Raw genomic sequence first — 23892 nt, 5'->3', positions numbered from 1 at the left:
TCAGATCACCAGACGATAGGGGTTTTGAACGATGTCGCGCAGCGCGTTCAGCCACTGGGCGCCGAGCGCCCCATCGACTGCACGATGATCAACGGAGAGCGTGGCCGTCATCACGGTCGCAACCGCCAGCTCGTCTCCGCGCACGACAGCGCGCTTTTCACCTGCCGCGATGGCCAGAATACCGGCCTGAGGCGGGTTGATGATGGCTGAGAACTCGCGTACGCCGAACATGCCCATATTCGAGATCGAGAACGTGCCACCCTGAAACTCTTCGGGCTTCAGCTTGCCGTCACGCGCGCGCTTGGCCAGATCGCGCGCCTCCGCACTGATGTCGCGCAGCGATTTGCGGTCGGCCTGACGGATGATCGGAGTGATCAGACCATCGGGAATGGAAACCGCCATCGATATGTCTATATCGGGGAAATGCAGTGTTTCAGCCTCGGTGAACTGCACATTCAGACCTGGGCAGCTGCGCAGGGCAAGCGCCACAGCCTTGATCATCATATCATTGACCGAGATCTTGAACTGCCCCTCACCTTCGCTCGGCGAAGCTGCGTTGAGCTGCGCACGCAGTGCAAGCAACGCGTCAAGCTCGATATCCACGGCCACGTAGAAATGCGGCACGTTCTGCTTGGACTCGCTCAGGCGGCGCGCGATGACCTTGCGCATGGTCGAATTGGCAACGCGCTTGACCTCTGCCGGTGCGGCGATTGCAGCTTCGGCCTTCGCAGGCGCAGCGATCTGAGCGTTCTCGACATCGCGACGCAGAATACGGCCATTCGGACCAGTGCCCTTTACGCCAGACAGATCGAGGCCCTTCTTGGCAGCGATGCGGCGCGCGAGAGGCGAGGCAAAAACGCGCTTGCCCGCCACAGGCGCCGGAGCGGAGGTGGGTGACGATGCGGTCGGGGCAGCTGGCGCTTTCGGAGCCTCGTTCTGGCGTGCCGTCTGCGGGGCAGGCTCTGCCGTTTTCGCCGGAGCGGCCTCGGCCAGTTCGGGGACGGTTTCGCCTTCCTCTACAAGAATGGCAATGGGGGAATTGACCTTCACCCCTTCGGTGCCTTCCGGCACGACGATACGCCCGAGAATGCCTTCATCAACGGCCTCGACTTCCATCGTCGCCTTGTCGGTCTCGATTTCGGCGATCAGATCGCCGGACTTCACCTTGTCGCCCTCTTTCTTCAACCAGCGTGAGACCGTACCTTCGGTCATCGTGGGCGAAAGTGCGGGCATCAGGATATTGGTAGCCATGGTCGCAGCCCCTCAGAACAGTTTGCGAACCGCGTCCACCACCCAGTCAGGCTGCGGAAGCGCATGTTTTTCGAGATTGGCAGCGTAAGGCAGCGGAATATCGAGACCGCAGACACGCGCAGGCGGAGCATCGAGATAATCGAATGCCTGTTCACACGCCACGGCGCAGATCTCGGCGCCGATACCGGCCACGGGCCAGCCTTCCTCGACGGAGACGATGCGGCTCGTCTTCTTCACGCTGTTGATGATCGTCTCGGTGTCGAGCGGTCGGATGGTGCGGAGGTTGATGACCTCGGCTTCGATCCCCTGCTCGGCCAGCTTGGCTGCGGCTTCGAGCGCCACACCGACCATGATCGAGAACGCCACCAGCGTGACGTCCTTGCCCTCACGCTCGATCTTCGCCTTGCCGATGGGCAGGATGAAGTCTTCATCCACAGGGCAAGGGAATTTCTGACCGTAGAGGATTTCGTTTTCGAGTACGATGACCGGGTTCGGGTCGCGAATGGCCGCACGCAGCAGGCCCTTGGCGTCTTCTGACGACCAGGGCGCTACCACCTTCAACCCGGGCACATGGGCATACCAGCTTGCATAGCACTGCGAATGCTGGGCCCCCACGCGGGCAGCGGCACCATTGGGGCCTCGGAACACGATAGGACAACCCATCTGGCCACCCGACATGTAGAGCGTCTTGGCTGCCGAATTGATGATGTGATCGACCGCCTGCATCGCGAAATTCATCGTCATGAATTCGACGATGGGCTTGAGACCCGTCAGCGCCGCGCCGACAGCCATGCCGGTGAAGCCATGCTCGGTAATGGGCGTATCGATAATGCGCTTTTCGCCGAATTCATCGAGTAGACCCTGGCTGACCTTATAGGCGCCCTGATACTGCGCGACCTCCTCACCGAGCAGGAACACGTCTTCATCGCGACGCAACTCAGCGGCCATCGCATCGCGAAGCGCCTCACGCACGGTAATGACCGAGGTCTCTCCCCATTCGCGATCCGGCGTTGCCACCAGTTCCTGCGGCTTCTGAGGGGCCTTTTCCTCAACAGCCGTCTGGGCTGGCGCGGTCTGGGCCGCGGCAGGACCGTTTTCGAGCGCCGAGATATCCTCGCCCTCTTCGGCGATGATCGCGATCTGCGTATTTACAGCGACGTTTTCCGAGCCTTCCGGCACCAGAATTTTCGCCATGATACCGCTATCGACGGCCTCGACTTCCATCGTCGCCTTGTCGGTCTCGATCTCGGCAATCACATCGCCCGAGTTGATCTTGTCACCTTGCTTTACCGTCCATTTGGAAAGCGTGCCTTCGGTCATGGTAGGCGAAAGAGCCGGCATGAGAACAGGAGCGGCCATAACTTACGCCTCCACCAGAATATCGGTCCAAAGTTCAGAGAGATCGGGTTCGGCACTGTTCTGGGCGAACTCGGCAGCGTCATTGACGATCTGCTTCACCTCGGCATCGATCTCCTTGAACGCCTCGTCGCTGGTGCCCTTTTCGGACAGCAGCTTGTGCAGCGCTTCGATCGGGTCGCGCGTGCGGCGCATTTCCTCGACTTCCGAGCGGTCGCGATAGCGCGCCGGGTCGGACATCGAGTGACCGCGATAACGATAGGTTTCCATCTCGAGCAGGAAAGGCCCCTTGCCTGCTCGGCAATGCGCGACGGCTTCCTGAGCCGCCTCATGCACGGCGAACAGATCCATACCGTCGACCTTCCGACCGGGGATCTTCCAAGGGGCACCGATCTGGGAAAGGTCATGGGCGGCGGCGCTGGAACGCTCGACGCTGGTGCCCATGCCGTAGCGATTGTTTTCGATCACATAGATGCAGGGCAATTTGTGCAAGGCGGCGAGGTTGAAGCTCTCATAGACCTGACCCTGCTGGGCTGCGCCTTCGCCGAAATAAGCCACGCCCACTTCATCGGTGCCGCGATATTTATTGGCAAAAGCCAGACCCGTGCCGATCGCCACCTGCGCACCGACGATACCATGGCCGCCGTAGAAATTCTTCTCACGCGAGAACATGTGCATCGAGCCGCCCTTGCCGTGCGAATAACCGTCCTTGCGTCCGGTCAGCTCGGCCATCACACCGCCGGGGCTCATGCCCATCATAAGCATATGGGCGTGGTCGCGATAGGAAGTGACGATCTTGTCGCCCGGCTTCATGGCCAGCGACATGCCGACGATGACCGCTTCCTGACCGATATAAAGATGACAGAAGCCGCCGATGAGGCCCATGCCGTAAAGCTGTCCGGCCTTTTCCTCGAAACGGCGGAGCAACAGCATATCGCGATATGCCGTACGAACGGTCTCCAATGGCAGGATCGGTCCGTTATGATCCGCGAGCGGCTGAGCCGCCCCCTTATGGGCTTTGCCGGACATGCTGAGTATCTCCTGAGCCTGACTGTGGCGCCATGCGCAATTCAGGGTCCGGTATTTACCAGTCCCGTTGCGCAAGTCCACAACCTAAGCTGTTAATATGTGCGTTAGAGTGTTCCGAGAAGTCGACGGGCGGCATGGCCGGGGTCTTCTTCTCTCAAGAGACTTTCTCCAACGAGAATGCCACTGGCGCCTACCTCGCCAACACGCTTCACATCTTCGAGCGTGCGAATACCGCTTTCCGAAACCAGAATGCGATCGGGCGGCACGAGCGGGGCGAGTCTGGCCGTAGTGTTCAGATCGGTCTTGAGGCTGCGCAGATTGCGATTATTGATGCCGATCAGCGCGGTATCGAGCGCCAGAGCCCGGTTCAGCTCTGCCTCGTCATGCACCTCGCAGAGCACATCGAGATCAAGCCCACGCGCCAGAGCGATCAGTTCGGCAGCCTCGGCATCGGTCAGAGCCGAGAGAATGATCAGAATGCAGTCGGCGCCAATCAGCCGGCTTTCATGGACCTGCCAGGGCTCGAGAATGAAGTCCTTGCGCAGGATCGGCAGCGGGCAGACTTCCTTGACCGCCTTGAGATCCTCGATCGAACCGTGGAAGCACGATCCCTCGGTCAGGATCGAAAGGCAGATCGCCCCTGCCGCCTCGTAGGATTTCGCGATGGCAACCGGGTCGTAATCGGGGCGGAGGATACCCGCGGACGGCGAAGCCTTCTTGATTTCCGCAATCAGACCGACACGCTGGTCGGCAGCCATCTGTTTGAGCGCCTGACCGAAGCCACGCGTCGGCACGTTCACCTCACGGGCACGCGCCGTGATTTCCTTGAGCGGCATGATGAGCGCGCGCTGTTCTACATCGATGCGGGTTCGCGCACAGATACGGGCCAGCACGTCGGGCATGTCGCGCCCCGATACGGGAAGAGCAGTATCTTCCTGCACGATCGTGCCCGGCACCTGCACATCCGGATAGCCGGAAGGTGTGTCATGAGTCGGTGTGGACGATTGATCGGTCATGTTAATCCTGACGTGTGGATCGGAGAGGATGAGCGAGCCGGTTCGGCAGGTCGGGGAGCACCCTGCTGGGCGTAAACGAGCGCCGAGAGGGCGAGCCCGCTATCAATGGCATTTGCCGCGATTTCGACGTTTCTGCGGAGAAGAGTGGGGACGATCGTGCCGTTTTCAAGAATGGTCGAGCGCCCGCCAACGTGAAGAGCGACCGCCGCATTCAAAAGCACGGTATCACGATATGCCCCCTCCTGACCGGAGAGCATATCGAGCAGCTTGCCAGCATTGTGGGCAGGATCGCCCCCGGCGATATCGGCGATCGGGCGACGGGACAGACCGGCCATTTCGGGTGTCAGCACGAGTTCAAGAAAGCGCCCCTCGTCCCAGGCGCGAATATGGGACACACCGGCGAGCGTGATTTCGTCGCTCCCGCCGAGATCGGTCTCGCCATGCACGGCCCAGACACGCTCGGCACCGAGCGATGCCATAGTCTCGACAACGGGACGCAGCCAGCGCTCGTCATAGATACCGATCATCTGGCGGCGCACCTGCGCCGGATTGCAGAGCGGCCCGATGAGGTTGAAAATAGTACGAAAGCCGAGCGTCGTCCTTACCGGAGCCGCAAAGCGCATGGCAGGGTGATGCAATGGAGCAGCCAGAAAGGCGAGATGCCCGTCACGCAGACGCATTGTCTGCTCCTCAAGATCGTCACAGGGCGCGATACCGAGTGCCATGAGCGTGTCGGTGGCCCCTGAGCGTGAAGAGAGCGCGCGATTGCCATGCTTGGCAACCGGCACGCCGAGCCCCGCCAGAACGAAAGCGACTGCCGTCGACACATTGAGTGTGCCAAGCCCGTCGCCACCCGTGCCGCAGACATCCATCGCCTCTTCGGGTGCGAAGGGGAGACTCGTCATACAGGCACGCACGGCACGCACGGCGCCACTCAGCTCATCGACCGTCTCGCCCCGCAGCCTCAGCGCCATCAAGATCGCGGCGAGTTGTTCGCTGGGAACAGCCCCCTGCATGATCTGCGTGAAAAGGGTTTCGGTCTCTTCGCGCGTCAGCCGCCTGCCCTCGGCGAGATGACGCAACGTCTTGGTCAAGGCGCCAGCATGACTCTCCATTCAGGCCGCTTGCCTTTTCTGACGCGCTGCCCGGGCGATATTGAGAAAATTCGCCAGCATCATCTGACCGTCCTCGGAAGCAATGCTCTCCGGGTGAAACTGAACGCCGTGCACGGCAAGCGCACGATGCCGCACGCCCATCACCACACCGTCTGCCGAACGGGCATTGACGATCAGATCGCCAGGAATAGTTTCCGGCGCAAGGGTGAGGCTATGGTAGCGCGTGGCCTGGGTCGGGCTCGCAAGCCCCTGAAACACGCCCGTGCCGTCATGCGATATGGCATCGACCTTGCCATGCATCGGACGCGGAGCACGCACGACGCTGGCGCCGAAGACCTGACCAATGGCCTGGTGGCCCAGGCAGACACCCAGAACAGGGATGGTCGGCGCTGCCGCCTCGATCAGCGCGCAGCAGATCCCGGCCTCGTTGGGCGAACACGGACCAGGCGAAATCACGATAGCCTCGGGCTTGAGCGCCAGCGCGTCTTCCACCGAAAGCGCATCGTTGCGCCAGACGTCGCAGGCTTCGCCGAGCGCCCCGAAATGATGGACGAGGTTGAACGTGAAACTGTCGTAGTTGTCGATCAGCAATATCATGGCATCAAGATGGCGTTGTCTCGGGTGAAGGTCAAATTCGGTTACATTCCGCTGCATCACTGGCCTGCTGAACCGCCAGCTCCGCAGCGCGGAATATCGCTCGCGACTTGTGACGCGTCTCCATTTCCTCGCTCGCCGGATCGCTGTCGGCAACGACGCCGCAACCCGCCTGCACATACATCCGACCCTGATGCAGAATCGCCATGCGCAGCCCGATGCAGGTGTCCATGTCGCCATCGGCGCCGATATAGCCGATGCAGCCGGAGTAAGGCCCGCGACGGGTGACTTCCAGCTCGTCGATGATTTCCATGGCCCTGATCTTGGGCGCACCCGTCAGCGTCCCGGCAGGGAAAGCGGCGGAGAGCGCATCGAGCGCATCGCATTCCGGACGAATGACGCCTTGCACCGTCGAGGAGATATGCATGACGTGACTATAGCGTTCGACCACGAAAGAAGACGGGACCGTTACCGACCCCATGCGCGCCACGCGGCCTACATCGTTACGGCCCAGATCGATCAGCATGAGATGCTCGGCGCGCTCCTTCTGATCGGCCAGAAGCTCTGCTTCGAGCCGCTCATCGGCCTCACGATCGACGCCACGCGGACGCGTTCCGGCCAGAGGGCGCACGGTGACGGCCCCCTCACGCAGGCGTACGAGAATTTCCGGCGAGGAGCCAACGAGCGAAAACCCGTCCATCTCGACCAGGAATAGGAATGGCGCCGGATTGACCCGACGCAGGGACCGATAAAGCGCCAGAGGAGGTAACGGAAATGCCGTCTCGAAACGCTGGCTAGGCACGACCTGAAAGGCGTCGCCCGCAGCGATATAATCCTGCGCCTTGCGCACCTTCTCCATGAACGCCTCGGCAGAGACGGTCGAGACCGGCGCCTCAAGCGCTGTGCCTTTTGCCAGAGTAAAGGCGCTGTCGAGGGGGGCCTCGACCAGTGCAGCGCGGGCGCGATCAAGCAAACCCTGCGCGGCCACACGGGACAACCCGCCCTCGCGCATCGGCACAGCGAGATAGAGTTCATCGCGCACCGAATCGAACACGGCGAACAAGCTTGGGCGCATCATCACGCCGTCTGGCAGGTGCAGATCGTCCGGCGGTGCGTCGGGCAGCACCTCCATCTGTCGCACCATGTCGTAGCCAAGATAACCGAAGACGCCGCCGATCATGGTCGGCAGAGCCTCCGGCAGTTCCGCCCTGCTTTCTTCGATCAGGCGACGTAGCGAGACCAGGGGCTTGTCGGCGCTCTCTGTGAACACGGAGCCCGGCTCGAACGGTGCCGTATTGACAGATGCCACGCCGTGAGCACAGCGCCAGACCAGATCGGGCAGAAGCGCGATGACCGAATACCGTCCTCTGGTGGCCCCACCTTCCACGCTCTCGAAAAGCAGCCGGTAGGGTCGCCCTTCGCCCGTGTGCGGCACGAGAGAAGAAAGCTTCATGAAAGCAGAGACCGGCGTCAGAAGGTCGGCGGCCTCGATACTGTAGAGAAATTCGGTTGTCATGGCTGCCCTGCCACATCGCTCATGACCTGCTGCAGGACCGCCATGTTCGGGACAGGTTTGATCTCGCTTTCAAGGCTGTGCACGAAAACCTGGGGCACGTCGGACTGAAGCGTCTGCTCGAGCTGGCCCTTCATGTTATCGCGCAGTGCCTTCGTGCTCTCGGGACTGGCCGCCTCGGTGCCGGTCACAGTGAACACATAGAGCGCGTCGCCCACAGCGATCATGCCGGTCTTGCCCGGCGCTGTTGCGAAGATTTCAGAGAGCAATGCCGAAGGCAATCCGGCATTCTGGATTCTCGAAATCAGCAGATCCTTTTGCATCGTGGCCGCATCGGTTGTGCCCGCAACGGCCTTTTCCAGCCCTCCCGATTTGCGTGCTGCCAGCATGATCGTGGTTGCACGCTCGTCGGCCTGATGCAGTTGCTGGGCCTTGAGCCAGTCATGTCCGACCTGCTCGCGCACAGTTTCGAAAGGCTTCACATGGCCGGGCTCGATCGAATCAACGAGCACCGCGAAGCCGCTATTGGCTGGCCCGTTGATGAGGGTTGGCTTCTCGCCCTTCTTCTGGGCGAAGATACGAGCGATGATCGCCTTGCGCGTGGCTTCATCACCAGGCAGCGGGGCCATCTCGCCGTCTTTCGTCAGCCCTTGGGCGTCGAGCGATCCCTGTGCGGGAACGGCACCCAGATCAGTCGGCACCTGCTCGAGATCGGCGCTGCCGGCAATGGCATCCTGCAAAGAGGCAAAACGCTGAGCCAGAAGCTGCGGCGCCTGCGAGCGGGCGATTTCGTCGCGTATCTCGCTCTTGGCCTGTTCGAAATCGGTCTTGTGCGGCGGCGTGATGGCCGTCACACGGAACACGACCCAGCCTGTCGGCGTTTCGACAGGCCCCTCAACCGTATTGACGGAGGCCGCAAAAGCCGCCTTGGCGAGCTCAGGGCTCGGGATATCGATTCCGCGGGCATGAGGGAAGGAGACAGAAGCCGCTGCCGGGTTGCTTTTCTGGATCGCATCCCAGTCCAGGTTGTTTTTCCATGACGCGGCCAGGGCCTGAGCTGCATCCCGCCCTTGAACGGTCAGCACCTCGATGTCGCGCGTCTCTGGCACGTTGTATTTTTGACTCTCGAAATCGTAGAGCTGCTTGAGCTGCGTATCGGGCACTACCAGACTGCGTGCAATGCTATCGGGCGACAACAGGACGATCTTGGCGTGGCGATATTCAGCCGAGCGATATTGCGGCTGGTGATTGTCGTAGAAGCGACGAAGCTGAGCCTCTTCTGCCGCAGCCGGAACCGCCATGGTCGCGCTGTCCAGACGCAGCAGATCGATTTTATACTGGCGCGTATTATAAGCGAGCAGCTGGTCGAGCACTGAGGCAGGAACAATCATCGTCTTGCCCAACCCGTCGAGCAGATCGCGAGCGCCGAGCTCGTCTCTCACCGAGTCGAGGAAAGCGCGCTCCTGAAGGCCGATCTGCTTGAGCTTGGCGTCGAAAATCTTGCGATCGAAGCGACCATCCGTTCCCTGAAAAACCCGATAGCCGAAAATTTCCTGACGCACGAGCGCATCGGGAACCTTCATCCCATTGCGATCGGCGAGCGCCAGCACCTCGTTCTGGGCCAACAGACGTTGGAGAACGCTCTGGGCGACTTCGCGGCGGGTGGCCGGAGTCAGCTGGGACGGATCGGCCACGCCCATCTGCTGGGCGATAGCGGGAAGCTGGTTGCGAATGCTGCGATCCAGATCCTGCGCGCTTATTCTCCGCGTCCCGATCTTCACGACCGTGTCGGCCTGGTCACCATTATAGGTCCCCAGCACGTCGCCCACGCCCCATCCCACGAAAGCGAGAAATATGAGGAGAGCGATGACACGCCCGATCCAGGAATCGACAACAAAATGCCGCAAAGTCGAAATCATACGCGCTTGAGATCCGCAATTCGCAAGGGATTGAAGGTCAGGACCATAGTAGCTGACGCTCTTCTTGACCAGACGGCGCCCCTCACCCACCCGGCACGGAGAATGCATCGCGCTCATCGGATCACAAAATCTGTGACACAACTGACATTAAGATGATGCGTATTTGAGGGTTATCCCCTGTCCTGCTCATAAAGACCTGAGCTATGCAGGTCCATCGCCGGATAATGGAGAGACCATCATGCGCCAGATGATCATCGGCAACTGGAAAATGCACGGGCTGCTTCAGACAGGTGCCGAGCTCGCACAAGAGATCGGCGCCGCAATCGGCCCGATAAGTGACGCGCGTGATGTCGTATTGGCCCCCCCGTTTACCTTGCTGAGCCACCTCGCCCCACTGCTCGCACGACACGGCATCGGCTTGGGCGCCCAGGACTGCCATGCAGACGCAGAAGGCGCTTATACGGGCGATATCTCAGCCGAGATGCTCGCCGACCTAGGGGTAAGTCATGTCATTCTTGGGCATTCCGAACGACGTGAGCACCATCATGAAAATAATGCGCTGATCAGACGCAAGGTTCAGCGCGCGCGCGAGCACGGGCTATGCCCGGTTGTCTGCGTGGGCGAGAGCGAGCAGCAGAAGGAAGACACACTCGCCCAGGCTTGGCTCGCGAAGCAGATTACAGAATGTCTTCCCCGTGATTTTGACGGGATACTGGCCTACGAACCGATCTGGGCCATAGGCACAGGCAAGGCTGCGACCCAGCAGGACATCGAATCGCGTCTCGCTTTCCTGCACGATGCGCTTTCGCAACATCTGGAAACGGATGACAAATCGACCCGTGTCCTGTATGGCGGCTCAGTCAAGCCCGAAGATGCCGCGTCCATCCTCGCTGTTCCCGGTGTGGGGGGCGTGCTCGTCGGTGGGGCCAGCCTGTCTGCCAGATCGTTTCTCGGCATTGCGCAGGCCGGGCTACCGCTGGCGTCCTGACGGCATATTTATCGTGTTTACCTGAAAGCCGGACATGACCACGCTTCTGCTCGTTCTCAATTTCTTCGTGACCATTGCTCTTATCGGCGTCATTCTTATCCAGCGCAGTGAAGGTGGTGGCCTCGGCATTGGCAGCAGCCAGGGAATGGGCTCTTTCATGACCGGTCGCGGCACGGCCAACCTCCTGACGCGCACCACGGCCGTTCTGGCTGGTGTGTTCATGGTGCTCTGCCTTCTGCTCGCCGTTCTCAACCGCGGCGCGTCCTCCAATACCGGTAGCGACATTCTGGCCCAGCCTGCCCCGGCGGCAACCGCTCCCGCCGCACCGGCAACGCCAGCCGCAACGACTCCCGCCACCACAACCCCGGCACCCGCTCCGGCTGCCCCGTCGAAGCAGTAAGGCAACAGAGCGAAAAAATTCTGCCGTCAGAAGCGCTCCGGCGGCATTCTTCTCGTTCCCTCTGAACGCGATCCAATGTAGGAGAGCCCTCCATGACTCGGTTCGTATTTATCACCGGTGGCGTGGTTTCCTCTCTCGGCAAGGGTATAGCTTCTGCTGCCCTTGCGGCTCTCCTCCAGGCGCGCGGCTACAAGGTCCGCATGCGCAAGCTGGACCCCTATCTCAATGTCGATCCGGGGACGATGAGCCCCTATCAGCATGGCGAGGTCTTCGTAACCGATGACGGGGCCGAGACCGATCTCGATCTCGGCCATTACGAGCGCTTCACCGGGGTTCATGCCCGCAAGGCCGATAACGCGACGACAGGGCGCATCTATTCCGAAGTGATCGCGCGCGAACGTCGCGGCGATTATCTCGGTGCCACGGTGCAGGTCATCCCGCATATCACCGATGCCATCAAGGAAGCCGTGGTTGCCGGTACGGATGGCTATGATTTCGTGCTGGTCGAAATAGGCGGTACGGTGGGCGATATCGAAAGCCTGCCCTTCCTCGAATCGATCCGTCAGCTGCGCAACGATCTGGGTCATAACCAGACCATGTGCGTGCATCTCACCCTTCTGCCTTACATCCCGGCGGCGGGCGAACTGAAGACCAAGCCCACGCAGCATTCCGTCAAGGAGCTGCAGAATGTCGGTATCCAGCCGCAGATGCTCATCTGCCGCTCAGATCGCGCCATTCCGACCAATGAGCGCCGAAAGATCGCGAGCTTCTGCAATGTGCGGCCCGAGGCAGTGATCGCCGCACTCGACGTCGACACCATCTATGCCTGCCCGATTTCCTATCACAAGGAAGGCATGGACGACGAAGTGCTACGTTATTTCGGCCTGCCGGTCGAAGGTGAACCCGATCTGAGTCGCTGGACGAAAATCGTCGAGACGCTGCGCCATCCCGATGGCGAAGTCCGCATCGCCGTCGTGGGCAAATACACGGCCCTGCTCGACAGCTATAAATCACTCATCGAAGCCCTGCTTCACGGCGGCATTGCCAACCGGGTAAAGGTGCGACTCGAATGGGTCGAGTCCGAAACCTTCGAGAAGAATCCTGATTCCATCGCGGCCCTCGGCCGTGTGGATGGCATTCTCGTACCCGGCGGGTTCGGCGAGCGTGGTTCGGAAGGCAAGATCGAGGCGGTGCGTTACGCCCGTGAAAACGGCGTGCCCTTCCTCGGCATCTGCTTCGGCATGCAAATGGCCGTCATCGAATGTGCCCGCTCACTGGCCGGCCTCGAAAAAGCATCTTCGACCGAATTCGGCCCAACTGACGAGCCGCTTGTCGGGCTGATGACTGAATGGGCGCGTGGCAATGAGATGCTGCGCCGTCGCGAACATGGCGAGATGGGCGGCACGATGCGTCTCGGCGCCTATCCGGCCAAGCTGAAGCCCGGATCGCGCGCCGCCGAAACCTATGGCACGACCGAAGTGCGCGAGCGTCATCGCCACCGCTACGAAGTCAATGTGCATTATCGCGAGCAGCTCGAAGCAACCGGGCTCGTTTTCTCTGGTATGTCGCCCGACGACGTTTTGCCTGAGGTGGTCGAGTATCCCGATCATCCCTGGTTCGTGGGCGTGCAGTATCACCCCGAATACATGTCCAAACCCTTTGCTCCGCATCCGCTCTTCGCGGGCTTCATCGAAGCAGCGGTCAAGAAGGCCCGCCTCGCATGACCGATATCGCTCTCGGCTCGCTGACCATCGGTAACAGCCAGCCCTTCACCTTGATCGCAGGCCCCTGCCAGATCGAATCCCGAGCTCATGCGCGGGAGATGGCGGCTGGTCTCGCAGAAATCTGCGGCTCGCTCGGTATCGGCTGGATCTATAAAAGCTCCTTCGACAAGGCCAATCGTACCTCGCTCAAGGCAGAGCGAGGCATCGGCCTGGCCGAAGGGCTGGATATCCTCGCTAGCATTCGTGAGGAATTCGGCTGCCCGGTCCTGACCGATGTGCATGACGCTGCCCAGTGCAAACCTGCTGCCGAGGCCGTCGACGTCTTGCAGATCCCGGCTTTCCTATGCCGCCAGACCGATCTGCTTCTGGCAGCGGGTGAAACAGGGCGCGCGATCAACGTTAAGAAGGGCCAGTTCCTCGCACCTTGGGACATGGCTAATGTCGCGGCGAAAATCGCCTCGACGGGCAATGACAAAATTATGCTCTGCGACCGTGGCACGAGCTTCGGGTATAATACGCTGGTAAGCGACATGCGCGGCTTGCCGATCATGGCATCCACCGGCTATCCGGTCGTGTTCGATGCCACACATTCGGTGCAGCAGCCCGGCGGTCTGGGCGGCTCGTCGGGTGGTCAGCGCCAGTTCGTGCCGACGCTGGCACGCGCTGCGGTCGCAATCGGCGTGGCGGCAGTTTTCATCGAAACGCATGAAGACCCCGATCACGCCCCCAGCGATGGCCCCAACATGGTACCTCTCTCGGAAATGCGCAGCCTTCTCTCCACGCTTCAGGCCTTTGACAAGCTCTCGAAATCCAATGGGTTCTAAACGACATGTCTATTCGGTCGAGACCGAATGGACCGGTAATCACGGACTCGGAACGCAGTCCTGGCATGTCTATGGCCGCAATCATGTCATCGCAGCTGAAGGCAAGGCGGTCATCCATGGTTCGGCAGATCCGAGCTTTCATGGCGATCCGACGGGATGGAACCCCGGCGAGCTACTGCTGGCTTCGCTCAGTGCCTGCCACAAGCTGTGGTATCTTGGGCTCTGCGCCGGCGCCGGGATTGTCGTCACGGCCTATCGCGATTCAGCCGAGGCCGTGATGATGGAGAATCCTCAGGGCGATGGCGAATTCGAGAGCGCCGTATTACGTCCCCTCATCACGCTCGCGAGCGGCAGCTCGATCGAACGCGCACAGGCTTTGCACGATCAGGCCCATGCGCATTGCTTCATCTCGCGCTCGGTAAATTTCCCGGTGATCTGCGAACCCGTCTTTCAGATCGTATAGGGCTGAAGCGGCGCGCTCAGGCAGGCCGCCAGGCTCAACACCACGATCGCTGTCAGGAGTGCGCGAAAGGGAAAGTATCCCGCGGGCAGCGCGCCCTGACGATAAGCGGCACGCTCGGCCAGCAATACCAGCACAAAGCCGATCATCTCCATCAGGATGCCGCCACGCGGGGCCCAGACAACACCGACGTAAATGGCGACCCAGCTCCAGAGCGACGGCATCACCCCCAGAAACAGGCGTCGGCGATTGATCGCACCCATGCCCTGTGCTGGCATGATGGCTGGCTGTTCAAGTGCCAGCCCCCAATGCACTGCGCCGAGAAAAGACAGAATGCAGCCGCCATAGGCCAGCATGGCAACGCCGATATGGGTGATCGGTCCCAGGCTGCCCCAGAAAAGAGCGGCCATGGCGAGCCCGATGAATGGCATCAAACCGGCGATACCAAGGAAAATGACAAGCGGTGACAGGGGTCTCACGGAATATCCATCCTCATTTCACATAACGCCAGTTGACAGCGTCGGTCTCTCGACGCCTTGTGATGCCCGAAGTTCGAACGTTCAAACAGGGAGCCCCCAATGAGCGCCATTATTGATATCATTGCTCGTGAGATTCTGGATAGCCGTGGCAACCCGACCGTAGAGGTCGAGGTCGAACTGTCTTCCGGTGCCAAGGGCCGCGCAGCGGTTCCGTCCGGCGCCTCGACCGGTGCCCATGAGGCGGTCGAGCTGCGCGACGGCGACAAGTCGCGCTACGGTGGCAAGGGCGTTCTGAAGGCCGCCTCTTTCGCTGAAGGCGAGATTCTCGACGCCCTGCAGGGTGCTGAATCTTCCGACCAGATCGCCATTGACGAAGCGATGATCGAACTTGACGGCACGCCCAACAAGGCACGCCTCGGTGCGAATTCCATCCTCGCCGTTTCGCTCGCCACGGCCAAGGCCACCGCGATCGAACTCGATATTCCGCTCTACCGTTACGTCGGCGGCGTTTTCGCCCACACCCTCCCCGTGCCGATGATGAACATCGTCAATGGTGGACAGCATGCCGATAACCCCATCGACATTCAGGAATTCATGATCCAGCCGGTCGGCGCACCGACGATCATGGACGCCGTGCGTATGGGTTCTGAAATCTTTGCCCATCTGAAGAAGAACCTGCATGCAGCCGGTCACAACACAAATGTGGGTGACGAAGGCGGTTTCGCGCCGGGTCTGAAATCGGCTGATGAGGCTCTCGGCTTCATCTCGAAATCCGTCGAAGGTGCTGGCTATCGCCTTGGTGAAGACGTGACCTTCGCACTCGATTGCGCTGCCACGGAATTCTATCGCGACGGCCGCTACAAGATGGATGGCGAAGGCCGCGACCTCGATTCCTCAGGCATGATCGACTATCTGGCCGATCTCGCCGCGCGCTACCCCATCGTGTCGATCGAAGACGGTCTGGCAGAAGACGACTGGGAGGGCTGGGCAGAACTGACCGCCAAGCTCGGCCACAAGCTGCAGCTCGTCGGTGACGATCTTTTCGTGACCAACACCGAGCGTCTGGTTCGCGGCATCGAGAGCAACACGGCCAATGCGCTGCTGGTGAAGGTCAACCAGATCGGCACACTGACCGAAACGCTCCGCGCCATGGAAACTGCCCATCGCGCTGGCTATAAATGCGTCATGAGCCATCGTTCGGGCGAAACCGAAGATTCGATCATCGCCGATCTCGCCGTCGCCACGAATTGCGGTCAGATCAAGACCGGTTCGCTGTCACGTTCGGATCGTACGGCCAAGTATAATCAGCTCATCCGCATCGAGAACGAGCTGGCTACCGCCGCTCGCTACGCAGGCCGCTCCATCCTGCCGCGCGTCTGATTTGTTGAGGAGGGAGCGTTTTTCGCTCCCTCCCTCAAATGCGCGATTGTAAGCAGTGCTGCCGTGAGGGTAGGGTTACTTTCACCAGCTCGCTTGCTACCCTGGAGTTTCCGTGCAGATCGTTCGTGCCATCCGACGCGTCGTGCGTGCCGTCGTTCCCCCTGCCCTGTTTCTCGGGCTGACGGCCTATTTCGGGTGGAATGCTCTTCAGGGCGATCATGGGCTCAAGGCCTATCACCAGCAGCTCAAGCTCATGGATCAGGCCGTTCAGGCACAAAAAGATGCCGATGATGAGCAGGCCGTCTGGAAGCGCCGAATCACCAGCCTTAATGAACGTGCGCTCGATGCCGATATGCTCGACGAACGCGCACGCGCGATGCTCAATCTCGCGCGCACCGGCGACACGGTTATCCCTTATGGTCCCCACGAAAAGCTCTACTGAGCACTTCCCCCGCTTGCTTCGGGCGTGAGGCCGCCAGACCCGCACCGGGCAGGAGTCCGCCCTCGGTAACAAAGACACAAAAAAAGCGGCTCGAAAGAGCCGCTTTTTTTGATACGTCGGTAAAGCCTGATCTTACTTGATCTTGGCTTCACGGAAAGCAACGTGCTTGCGCACGACGGGGTCGTACTTACGCACTTCCATCTTGCCGGTCGCCGAACGGGCGTTCTTCTTGGTGACGTAGAAATATCCGGTATCCGCGGTCGAAACGAGACGGATCTGGATGACGTTGGTCTTTGCCATGTGGTCCTCGCAAACTGATCTGTCGCTGCGCGCGACATGAACGGCAGCGTTTTCAAGCTGGGGCGTTAAATGCGTGGATTACGCGCGCAGGTCAAGTGTTTCCGGCAAAACGGTGGATTAATTTTGATGTTCCGGGGAAAAAATCTTGAAGAGATCGAAGCAAGAACTTAATAAGAACATAGTGATTCCGGGCTGAAGCGGTTGCAGACCGCCTCGGCCCTGGAGAGAGGACACCCATGCTCACGCGCAAGCAACACCAGCTCCTGCTTTTTATCGACTCCTACCTCAAGCGGACCGGGTTTTCTCCCTCTTTCGACGAAATGAAGGAAGCACTCGATCTGCGCTCCAAATCGGGAATTCATCGTCTGATTTCGGCCCTTGAAGAGCGCGGTTTCCTGCGCCGCCATCATCATCGCGCCCGTGCGCTTGAGATCGTGCGTCTGCCGGTCACCGAGGCCAGCACCGCGCCTGTCATCCAGTCTGCTTCACCTGAAAGCGGCAGCTTTCCCCGTCTTGCCCATAGCCAGGAGCGGGCTGTTCCCTCCTCCGTCGAAGCCATGCAGACTCCCGTCGTCGGCGTGCCGCTTTACGGCCGCATCGCTGCGGGTCTCCCTATCGAGGCCTTTCGCGATTCCGGCGAGCAGATAGACGTTCCCGCCGGTCAATTGACCAATGGCCAGCACTACGCCCTTCACGTTTCTGGCGATTCCATGATCGAAGCGGGCATTCTGGATGGTGATACGGTGATTATCCGTCAGAGTGAGACCGCAGAAAACGGCCAGATCGTGGTCGCACTGGTCGATGAACAGGAAGTCACGCTCAAGCGTCTGCGCCAGAAAGGCAAGTCGATCGCGCTTGAACCCGCCAACGCCAACTACGAAACGCAGATCTTTCCCCAGAACCGCGTACGTATTCAGGGCTTGCTGATCGGGCTCTACCGCCAGTACAACTGAATACGGCAAAAGTAGCGGACATAACCCGGCCACGCCTATCCTGGCAGAGGGCGCCGTCTCAGCAGGGTCTCCAATGGGCCGATCATCCGATGCTCGGCCATCTGGGCGACGTTGAACCTCATAAAACGTGACGCCTCGCCGGAGACGCTGAAAACAGCTCCCGGCGCCAGAACCAACCCATCGTCCAGAGCCCTGCGTGCCAGATCCGTGACGTCGCAACCCGAAGGCATCTCGCACCACAGACTGAAACCGCCTTCGGGCATGACAACGGGCGTGATCCCGATCGATACCAGTTGCGCTGCACCCTCTTTGCGGGCCTGCGCCAGCCGCCTATGCAACGACTCGATGTGACGCCGATAGGATCCCCCCGTCAGGACCAGCCTGACGATCTCCGCAGCGACCGGGCTAACACCGGCAAACCCCGTTGCAATAAGCAGATCCCCAAGCTGCTCGATAATTCCCGAAGAAGCTGCGATATAACCGCAACGCAATGAGGCCGAGAGCGTCTTCGAAAAAGAGCCGATCCGTATCACGCGTTCCAGACCATCGAGCGGGGCTAGGCTTGCGAAGGGGCGCGGTGCGAAATCTGCGAAAATATCGTCTTCGATAATGACGAGATCATGAGCCTTGGCCAGAGAGAGCATCTCATGCGCCTTGCGCAGCGTGAGGGCGCAGCCCACCGGGTTCTGCAGACCCGAGTTTGTCAGATAAAGTCTCGGGGATTTCTGTTTCAGAAGCGCGGCGAACACAGTCAGATCAGGGCCATCTGCCCTGCAAGGCACCCCCAGAATTTTGACGCGATGCACAGCCAGAAGCGCACGAAAATTGAAGTAGCAGGGATCGTCGACCAGAACCGTATCGCCTGGGCTCAGCATCAGACGACAGACGAGATCGACCGCCTGCGTTCCTGAACCTGTCAGCAAAATTTGCCCGGGCGTGATATATAACTGTTCCTCGGCCCAGCGCCGCGCCAGCAATTGACGCAGCGGCAATGCGCCCCTGGCAGGTCCATATCCCGTTAACAGAACGCCCTCGTCGCGTGAGACAGCGCGAAGGGCCTGCCTGAGCGCAGGCTGGGGCATCCACGTCTCCGGCAGCCAGCCGCATCCCGGTTGCATCATTGTCGGATCGGCCTCAAGCGCCTGACGCGACACCCAGAACGGATCGACCGCGTGGTCGCGTCTCGAGCTCGGCGCTGGACCGGAAAGTGCGCCACCATTGGCAAAGTAACCCGATCCGGGACGTGCGTGGATCGCGCCCTCGGCCACCAGACGCTCATACGCCTCGGCTATGGTCGAGGGGGAAAGACCGCATTGCCGCGCAAGCCGACGTATCGAGGGCAATCGCTCCCCCCGCGCCAGACTGCCGGAAGCGATACGCGCCCGTACGGCTTCCATGACGCTCGTGGTCCGGGTCTTGATACGCATGAGTGCCTGCAAACTGTATGGAAACCGAGTGCCATACAGTTTGATCGAACTGTACTGGACTGTCCATGGCGACCCTGTCGGGTTGACGCGAGACTGCTGCTCGGAACCAGACGCGAAGAGTCTTGTGGACAGGAGAAAAATAACGGATGAAACAGTCAGGTGGCTATATGAGCGGCATGATCGGCATCGCGATCTTCAGCGGTTCCCTACCAGCAACGAGGCTGGCGGAAACAGGATTTCCGCCCCTTTTCCTGACCGCGGCCCGAGCCGTCATCGCCGGCCTGCTGGGCATCGCTCTTCTCGCCGCATTACGCCAGAAAAGACCAGGGCGAGAGGCGGCGCTGCCTCTTGGGATCATCGCCACTGGCGTGATCATCGGCTATCCGCTGCTCTCTGCCTGTGCGCTGGAGCATATCGACGCCGTCAGATGCGCCATGTGGACGGGGCTTCTCCCCCTGAGCACGGCATTATTTGCCGTGCTGCGCAACGGCGAGCATCCCTCGCCCCGATTCTGGATTTTCTCTCTCTGTGGCGCAGCGGCCGTCCTCTTTTATGCGCTCACCCAGACCCATGGGAGTTCACTGACCGGTGACGGGTTGATGCTGGCGGCGATCCTGGTCTGCGGGCTTGGTTACGCGGAGGGTGCCTCGTTATCGCGTCGTCTAGGCGGATGGCAGGTGATCTCATGGGCACTGATTCTCGCCCTGCCCCTGATGTCTATACTGGCCCTTGCCACTCATCCCGTCGCTTGGGGAGAAATTGCTTTGTCGGCCTGGGTAGCGCTGCTCTATGTCGCAGTCTTCAGCATGATGCTCGGTTTTGTGTTCTGGTATCACGGCCTTGCCGTGGGTGGGATCGCCCGTATCGGACAATTGCAGCTTTTACAGCCCTTCGGGGGGCTGGCGCTCTCCGCTCTGATCCTGCATGAGGCGCTTCCACCCTTGCTTGTCGGCGTCACCTGCCTCGTTCTGGTCTGCGTTTTCGGTGCGAAACATGCTGCCTGAAACCTCAGGGGCGCAGGCAGCATAATGGATCGCCCCCTCCCCATAAGGTCAATGGGCCGCTGGCTTGTCCTTCGTGACACGCACCGTTCCATCGGGGTCGATCTGTGTGCTGGTGCCGTCCCCATTGGGAATGACGATCGTGCCGCTACGGCTCGGCGAGATGTATTTATGGGCATTGTCTTCGACGGATGACGAAAGTGACGGTCGCGACGCGCCCCGTACACCATTGACCACACCGTCATGCTCACCAATGGCGAGCGACCCGCCATCGCCAAGCTGCATCCCACTGGCATCAAGACCCTTGGTCATCGAGCCGAAATAGCTATTGGTATCAGACATCGCGTCTCTCAGCCCGTTGGGTGAGGCTTCCACGTCGCGAAGCGTCGGCAAGGGCTGCGGCGCACCCGGCCAGATATTGCCGCTCTCAGGCAGGATCGGCATGGCGAGATAGGCATGCCCCTTCACCTTCTCCAGATTTTCCGACTGGCCATCAGGCATATTCGGATTGGCCCCTGGAAGCGTTGCCATGTCCTGAATAGATTTCCCAAAACCGGAACAGCCACTCAAAAAAAGAGGGATCGCTAAAAGAGCGGCCTTTCGCATCATTTACTCCAGAGATGTCTGCCCGGCTCTTTTAGGCGTTAAGCTCGCCCAAGGCCAGATACAGAAGATGTATAGGCTGGAATACTTGACCAGTCGGCCGTTGAGCGCTGGAACTCATGCCTCTTGCACTGCCGGTTTCATTGCTGCTGAACGGCTGAAATACGAAAAGCGCGAGCGCCGCCGAGCGAAATGACGATCATTGGTCCCTGTTGAGGGAAATGTCTCTCCTCTGAGGCTCTCATCCGGGCGGCCACGATATTTGCGAGGCAGATCTGGTATCCTGATCCGTAGGTTCCTGTCGAAGCACCACCATCTTATGAGAAAGCAACTCTACAGCCGGGAGTGATCGAGTTTATCCACAACGGCGATGCTGGACACGATCAGTCAATGACTGATTTTCGCAGAAGATCCGTCCGGACGGTTAGCCAACATGCGCGATAACCCTGTTACGAGATAGCCCCAGCCACTCATCACAGTGGGGATGACCGAGAACCAGAGCAGAACCGCACCGATAGTGGAAAAGGAAATGGCCCCAAGCCCGATCATCCGCGGCATGACGTCACCGGCCAGCAAGCAGCCAATGGCAACCATCTGGATGCCGGTCTTCCATTTGGCCAAACGCGTCGACGGCAGCGTCGCGCGCTGACTTGCCATGAACTCACGCAGGCCGCTGACCATGATCTCGCGTATCAGGATGACGATTGCCGCGAAAAGCGCCCCGTCGATCAGCCTGCCGTAGCCAGCCAGAGCCAGAAGCAAGGCTCCGACCAGCAGCTTGTCGGCGATGGGGTCCATCATCCTTCCCAGCTCCGACCCCTGTTTCCAGCGGCGCGCGAGCATGCCGTCGAGATAATCGGTGATACAGGCCGCGATATAGACAATACAGGCCAGACCATCCGTGACCGGCGTTGCGAAAGCGATCAGCGCGATCAGCACCGGTATCGAAGCGATACGCAGCAGGGTCAGGATATTGGGCAGGTCTGTCAGCATTAATCGTTCCTGAATCCACCGGGTGAGCCGCCGGAGGCGTTACCGAACCTCGAAATGGGAATCATGCCCCATGATAGGAGGGTGTTACCTCACCAGCATAGTCGCTACGACATCATTGCGGATGAAAAAACGCATAAATCGTGCGTGCGATTTCCGAATTGATTCCTGCCACCGAAATCAGCTCTTCCTCACTTGCGCCACGGACGCCGCGAACCGAGCCAAAGCGGTGCAGAAGAGCGCGTTTCCTGACGGCGCCGATACCCGGCACGCTGTCCAGCTCCGAGGTCTTGATGGCCTTGCTGCGCCCGGCGCGATGCGTCGTGATCGCAAAACGATGCGCCTCGTCGCGCAACCTCTGCAGGTAATACAACACAGGGTCGTTGTGTGGCAGCTGGAACGGGGAACGTCCTTCCTGAAAGAACCACTCGCGCCCCGCATCGCGATCCGGACCTTTTGCTATCGCCACAATCGGGATGTCTCTGACGCCCAGCTCTTCGAGTACGGCCCGGACGGCGTTGAACTGCCCGAGACCGCCATCGATGAGTAGCAGATCCGGCCAGTCCTGCGGGCGTTCATCGGGGGCTTCGGGGTCTCGCTTGCCAAATCGCCGCTCCATGACCTCGCGCATCATGCCGAAATCGTCTCCGGGGGTAACCGGGCCCTTGATGCCGAACTTGCGATAGGCGCGCTTGGTGAATCCCTCCGGCCCCGCCACGACCATGACGCCATAAGCATGCTGCCCCATGATATGCGAGTTGTCGTATGTCTCTATGCGCGCAGGAGGGGCGTCGAGCGCAAAGACAGAGGCCACCCCGTCAAGCAACTTGCCGATCCCCGCACTCTCGGCCAGACGGCGCTCCAGCGCCTCGCGGGCATTAGTCTCCGCATGACGCACCACGTCACGCCGCTCGCCGCGCTGGGGTTGCAGCAGCTCAACCTTACGCCCGCGCTTGAGACCGAGCGCTTCGGAAACCAGATCGAGTTCCGCCGGGTCGCAATTAAGCAGTATCTGCGGCGGTGGGGGCTTGTCGTCATAGAATTGCAGCAAAAACGCCGAGAGAATGTCGGCAGCCTGATCGTCATCCGCATGTTCGGGAAAAAACGCCCGGTTACCGTTATTGCGGCTGTTACGAATGAAAAAGACCTGAAGACAGGTTTTTCCCGCCTGCTGCCACAACGCGATGATATCCGCATCTCCGATCGATGCCGGATTGATGATCCCCGATTCCTGCATACTCGAAAAGCCGCGTATCCGATCGCGTATCGCCGCAGCACGCTCGAATTCGAGCGCCTCTGACGCTTTCTCCATTTCCTCAACAAGCGCCTTCTGCACATCCGTACTTTTGCCCGACAGGAACTGTTTTGTTTCATCTACCAGAGCAGCATATTCGCCCGAGCTCACGCGATCGACGCAGGGTGCAGAGCAGCGGCGGATCTGAAAAAGCAGGCAGGGGCGCGTCCGTGTCGAAAGCACGGAATCGCTGCAGGAACGCAGCAGAAAACTGCGCTGTATGAGGTTGAGCGTCTGATTGACCGCCCAGGCCGAGGCGAACGGCCCCCAATAAGTGGCATCCTTGACGGGTCTGCCACGCTGCTTGGTGATCTGAGGGAACGCATGCCCTTCGGTGAGCATGATCCAGGGATAGGATTTATCGTCTCGTAGCAGGATGTTGAAGCGCGGCTTCATCTTCTTGATGTAGTTCGCTTCGAGAAGCAGCGCCTCGGCTTCGGTGCGCGTCGTCACGATCTCCATCGAACGCGTCAGGCTGACCATGCGACGCAGCCGCTCGGGCAGCTGGTTCAGGCGAAGATAGGATGAGACACGTTTCTTGAGACTGAGGGCCTTACCAACATAGAGCACCTCTCCCTTCGCGCCGAGCATGCGGTAAACGCCCGGCGAGAATGGGATGGTCCTGAGCGCCTCGCGGATAGCCTCTGTGCCCTCTTTGGGTGCCTCCTGGACCGCGAGACCGGCGACACTTTCTCCCCCTTCATTCGCGCTCCTCATGGCAGCATACCCGATGCCAACATAGGGCAAACTTCATCCACGGAACATGTGGATAAGTCTGTGGGGGATCGCGTGACAAATTGATGACGGGCGCAGTTTGGCGCGCTTTGCAACGCT

Annotated in this window: 23 protein-coding genes; 9 read left to right on the top strand and 14 right to left on the bottom strand. The window is 60.2% G+C overall.

What is annotated here, in order from left to right:
- From ABHV46_RS00170 to ABHV46_RS00135, 8 genes are all read right to left on the bottom strand, one after another.
- Window positions 1-1251 carry a pyruvate dehydrogenase complex dihydrolipoamide acetyltransferase gene (locus ABHV46_RS00170; protein WP_438382202.1) on the bottom strand — a complete coding sequence of 417 codons (1251 nt, stop codon included), beginning with the start codon at window positions 1249-1251 and terminating at the stop codon, window positions 1-3.
- A gap of 12 nt (window positions 1252-1263) precedes the next feature.
- Window positions 1264-2610, bottom strand: a complete 1347-nt coding sequence (locus ABHV46_RS00165; RefSeq protein ID WP_438382201.1) for a pyruvate dehydrogenase complex E1 component subunit beta — start codon at window positions 2608-2610, stop codon at window positions 1264-1266.
- A 3-nt stretch (window positions 2611-2613) separates the two neighbouring features.
- Window positions 2614-3636, bottom strand: coding sequence for a pyruvate dehydrogenase (acetyl-transferring) E1 component subunit alpha (gene pdhA, locus ABHV46_RS00160; RefSeq protein WP_438382200.1), 1023 nt, complete (start codon window positions 3634-3636; stop codon window positions 2614-2616).
- 104 nt (window positions 3637-3740) lie between these two features.
- Entirely contained in the window at window positions 3741-4652 is a 912-nt protein-coding gene (gene trpC / locus ABHV46_RS00155) for an indole-3-glycerol phosphate synthase TrpC (RefSeq protein ID WP_438382199.1), read from the bottom strand.
- Entirely contained in the window at window positions 4649-5767 is a 1119-nt protein-coding gene (gene trpD, locus ABHV46_RS00150; RefSeq protein WP_438382198.1) for an anthranilate phosphoribosyltransferase, read from the bottom strand. The genes trpC and trpD overlap by 4 nt, the downstream gene beginning before the upstream one ends.
- Complete coding sequence (locus ABHV46_RS00145) at window positions 5768-6364, bottom strand: anthranilate synthase component II (protein ID WP_438384470.1); 597 nt, start codon at window positions 6362-6364, stop codon at window positions 5768-5770.
- 31 nt (window positions 6365-6395) lie between these two features.
- On the bottom strand, window positions 6396-7877 hold the full coding sequence (gene trpE, locus ABHV46_RS00140; RefSeq protein ID WP_438382197.1) for an anthranilate synthase component I: 1482 nt from the start codon (window positions 7875-7877) through the stop codon (window positions 6396-6398).
- On the bottom strand, window positions 7874-9793 hold the full coding sequence (locus ABHV46_RS00135) for a peptidyl-prolyl cis-trans isomerase (protein WP_438382196.1): 1920 nt from the start codon (window positions 9791-9793) through the stop codon (window positions 7874-7876). The genes trpE and ABHV46_RS00135 overlap by 4 nt, the downstream gene beginning before the upstream one ends.
- A 238-nt stretch (window positions 9794-10031) precedes the next feature.
- Here ABHV46_RS00135 and tpiA point away from each other — a divergent pair, with 238 nt between their 5' ends.
- The 5 genes from tpiA to ABHV46_RS00110 all read left to right on the top strand — a co-directional run bounded on the left by tpiA (window position 10032) and on the right by ABHV46_RS00110 (window position 14192).
- Window positions 10032-10781 carry a triose-phosphate isomerase gene (gene tpiA / locus ABHV46_RS00130; RefSeq protein ID WP_438382195.1) on the top strand — a complete coding sequence of 250 codons (750 nt, stop codon included), beginning with the start codon at window positions 10032-10034 and terminating at the stop codon, window positions 10779-10781.
- Between the two features lie 34 nt (window positions 10782-10815).
- Complete coding sequence (gene secG / locus ABHV46_RS00125) at window positions 10816-11181, top strand: preprotein translocase subunit SecG (RefSeq protein WP_438382194.1); 366 nt, start codon at window positions 10816-10818, stop codon at window positions 11179-11181.
- Window positions 11182-11273: 92 nt separating this feature from the next.
- On the top strand, window positions 11274-12905 hold the full coding sequence (locus tag ABHV46_RS00120) for a CTP synthase (protein WP_438382193.1): 1632 nt from the start codon (window positions 11274-11276) through the stop codon (window positions 12903-12905).
- On the top strand, window positions 12902-13729 hold the full coding sequence (kdsA, locus tag ABHV46_RS00115; RefSeq protein ID WP_438382192.1) for a 3-deoxy-8-phosphooctulonate synthase: 828 nt from the start codon (window positions 12902-12904) through the stop codon (window positions 13727-13729). The genes ABHV46_RS00120 and kdsA overlap by 4 nt, the downstream gene beginning before the upstream one ends.
- A complete protein-coding gene (locus ABHV46_RS00110) occupies window positions 13719-14192 on the top strand; it encodes an OsmC family protein (protein WP_336945470.1) in 474 nt (157 codons plus the stop codon). Before kdsA ends, ABHV46_RS00110 begins: the two co-directional genes overlap by 11 nt.
- Here ABHV46_RS00110 and ABHV46_RS00105 read toward each other — a convergent pair.
- Window positions 14180-14668, bottom strand: a complete 489-nt coding sequence (locus ABHV46_RS00105) for a DUF3429 domain-containing protein (RefSeq protein WP_336945471.1) — start codon at window positions 14666-14668, stop codon at window positions 14180-14182. The two genes, ABHV46_RS00110 and ABHV46_RS00105, sit on opposite strands and share 13 nt — an antisense overlap.
- A 99-nt stretch (window positions 14669-14767) precedes the next feature.
- Here ABHV46_RS00105 and eno point away from each other — a divergent pair, with 99 nt between their 5' ends.
- Both eno and ABHV46_RS00095 read left to right on the top strand, forming a co-directional pair.
- On the top strand, window positions 14768-16048 hold the full coding sequence (gene eno / locus ABHV46_RS00100; RefSeq protein WP_025840731.1) for a phosphopyruvate hydratase: 1281 nt from the start codon (window positions 14768-14770) through the stop codon (window positions 16046-16048).
- A gap of 112 nt (window positions 16049-16160) precedes the next feature.
- On the top strand, window positions 16161-16490 hold the full coding sequence (locus tag ABHV46_RS00095; RefSeq protein ID WP_438382191.1) for an FtsB family cell division protein: 330 nt from the start codon (window positions 16161-16163) through the stop codon (window positions 16488-16490).
- A 132-nt stretch (window positions 16491-16622) separates the two neighbouring features.
- On the opposite strand, the gene rpmG is transcribed toward ABHV46_RS00095, so the two are convergent.
- On the bottom strand, window positions 16623-16790 hold the full coding sequence (gene rpmG / locus ABHV46_RS00090) for a 50S ribosomal protein L33 (RefSeq protein ID WP_023977387.1): 168 nt from the start codon (window positions 16788-16790) through the stop codon (window positions 16623-16625).
- 236 nt (window positions 16791-17026) lie between these two features.
- Here rpmG and lexA point away from each other — a divergent pair, with 236 nt between their 5' ends.
- Window positions 17027-17743 carry a transcriptional repressor LexA gene (lexA, locus tag ABHV46_RS00085; RefSeq protein ID WP_438382190.1) on the top strand — a complete coding sequence of 239 codons (717 nt, stop codon included), beginning with the start codon at window positions 17027-17029 and terminating at the stop codon, window positions 17741-17743.
- 35 nt (window positions 17744-17778) lie between these two features.
- Here the strand turns inward: lexA and ABHV46_RS00080 are convergent, their stop codons facing one another.
- Window positions 17779-19170, bottom strand: coding sequence for a PLP-dependent aminotransferase family protein (locus ABHV46_RS00080; RefSeq protein ID WP_438382189.1), 1392 nt, complete (start codon window positions 19168-19170; stop codon window positions 17779-17781).
- Between the two features lie 146 nt (window positions 19171-19316).
- Here ABHV46_RS00080 and ABHV46_RS00075 point away from each other — a divergent pair, with 146 nt between their 5' ends.
- On the top strand, window positions 19317-20174 hold the full coding sequence (locus tag ABHV46_RS00075; RefSeq protein WP_438382188.1) for a DMT family transporter: 858 nt from the start codon (window positions 19317-19319) through the stop codon (window positions 20172-20174).
- A 48-nt stretch (window positions 20175-20222) separates the two neighbouring features.
- Here the strand turns inward: ABHV46_RS00075 and ABHV46_RS00070 are convergent, their stop codons facing one another.
- From ABHV46_RS00070 to uvrC, 3 genes are all read right to left on the bottom strand, one after another.
- Window positions 20223-20702 carry a hypothetical protein gene (locus ABHV46_RS00070; protein ID WP_438382187.1) on the bottom strand — a complete coding sequence of 160 codons (480 nt, stop codon included), beginning with the start codon at window positions 20700-20702 and terminating at the stop codon, window positions 20223-20225.
- 459 nt (window positions 20703-21161) lie between these two features.
- Window positions 21162-21767, bottom strand: coding sequence for a CDP-diacylglycerol--glycerol-3-phosphate 3-phosphatidyltransferase (gene pgsA, locus ABHV46_RS00065; protein WP_336945477.1), 606 nt, complete (start codon window positions 21765-21767; stop codon window positions 21162-21164).
- 112 nt (window positions 21768-21879) lie between these two features.
- The gene (uvrC, locus tag ABHV46_RS00060; protein ID WP_438382186.1) at window positions 21880-23775 is read right to left on the bottom strand and encodes an excinuclease ABC subunit UvrC; all 1896 of its coding nucleotides are present in this window, start codon (window positions 23773-23775) and stop codon (window positions 21880-21882) included.
- Window positions 23776-23892: the final 117 nt, after the last annotated feature.

It is taken from the genome of Asaia sp. BMEF1 (genome assembly GCF_051628905.1).
In the GTDB taxonomy this organism is placed as follows: domain Bacteria; phylum Pseudomonadota; class Alphaproteobacteria; order Acetobacterales; family Acetobacteraceae; genus Asaia.
Note: the sequence above shows the minus strand (reverse complement) of the source record. Positions and strands in the feature narration are given on the sequence as shown.

Excerpts from the sequence above, each read along its gene's own strand:
- ABHV46_RS00170 (WP_438382202.1), bottom strand. The coding sequence starts at position 1,251 with ATGGCTACCAATATCCTGATGCCCGCACTTTCGCCCACGATGACCGAA.
- ABHV46_RS00165 (WP_438382201.1), bottom strand. The coding sequence starts at position 2,610 with ATGGCCGCTCCTGTTCTCATGCCGGCTCTTTCGCCTACCATGACCGAA.
- pdhA (WP_438382200.1), bottom strand. The coding sequence starts at position 3,636 with ATGTCCGGCAAAGCCCATAAGGGGGCGGCTCAGCCGCTCGCGGATCAT.
- trpC (WP_438382199.1), bottom strand. The coding sequence starts at position 4,652 with ATGACCGATCAATCGTCCACACCGACTCATGACACACCTTCCGGCTAT.
- trpD (WP_438382198.1), bottom strand. The coding sequence starts at position 5,767 with ATGGAGAGTCATGCTGGCGCCTTGACCAAGACGTTGCGTCATCTCGCC.
- ABHV46_RS00145 (WP_438384470.1), bottom strand. The coding sequence starts at position 6,364 with ATGATATTGCTGATCGACAACTACGACAGTTTCACGTTCAACCTCGTC.
- trpE (WP_438382197.1), bottom strand. The coding sequence starts at position 7,877 with ATGACAACCGAATTTCTCTACAGTATCGAGGCCGCCGACCTTCTGACG.
- ABHV46_RS00135 (WP_438382196.1), bottom strand. The coding sequence starts at position 9,793 with ATGATTTCGACTTTGCGGCATTTTGTTGTCGATTCCTGGATCGGGCGT.
- tpiA (WP_438382195.1), top strand. The coding sequence starts at position 10,032 with ATGCGCCAGATGATCATCGGCAACTGGAAAATGCACGGGCTGCTTCAG.
- secG (WP_438382194.1), top strand. The coding sequence starts at position 10,816 with ATGACCACGCTTCTGCTCGTTCTCAATTTCTTCGTGACCATTGCTCTT.
- ABHV46_RS00120 (WP_438382193.1), top strand. The coding sequence starts at position 11,274 with ATGACTCGGTTCGTATTTATCACCGGTGGCGTGGTTTCCTCTCTCGGC.
- kdsA (WP_438382192.1), top strand. The coding sequence starts at position 12,902 with ATGACCGATATCGCTCTCGGCTCGCTGACCATCGGTAACAGCCAGCCC.
- ABHV46_RS00110 (WP_336945470.1), top strand. The coding sequence starts at position 13,719 with ATGGGTTCTAAACGACATGTCTATTCGGTCGAGACCGAATGGACCGGT.
- eno (WP_025840731.1), top strand. The coding sequence starts at position 14,768 with ATGAGCGCCATTATTGATATCATTGCTCGTGAGATTCTGGATAGCCGT.
- rpmG (WP_023977387.1), bottom strand. The coding sequence starts at position 16,790 with ATGGCAAAGACCAACGTCATCCAGATCCGTCTCGTTTCGACCGCGGAT.
- lexA (WP_438382190.1), top strand. The coding sequence starts at position 17,027 with ATGCTCACGCGCAAGCAACACCAGCTCCTGCTTTTTATCGACTCCTAC.
- ABHV46_RS00080 (WP_438382189.1), bottom strand. The coding sequence starts at position 19,170 with ATGCGTATCAAGACCCGGACCACGAGCGTCATGGAAGCCGTACGGGCG.
- ABHV46_RS00075 (WP_438382188.1), top strand. The coding sequence starts at position 19,317 with ATGAAACAGTCAGGTGGCTATATGAGCGGCATGATCGGCATCGCGATC.
- ABHV46_RS00070 (WP_438382187.1), bottom strand. The coding sequence starts at position 20,702 with ATGGCAACGCTTCCAGGGGCCAATCCGAATATGCCTGATGGCCAGTCG.
- pgsA (WP_336945477.1), bottom strand. The coding sequence starts at position 21,767 with ATGCTGACAGACCTGCCCAATATCCTGACCCTGCTGCGTATCGCTTCG.
- uvrC (WP_438382186.1), bottom strand. The coding sequence starts at position 23,775 with ATGAGGAGCGCGAATGAAGGGGGAGAAAGTGTCGCCGGTCTCGCGGTC.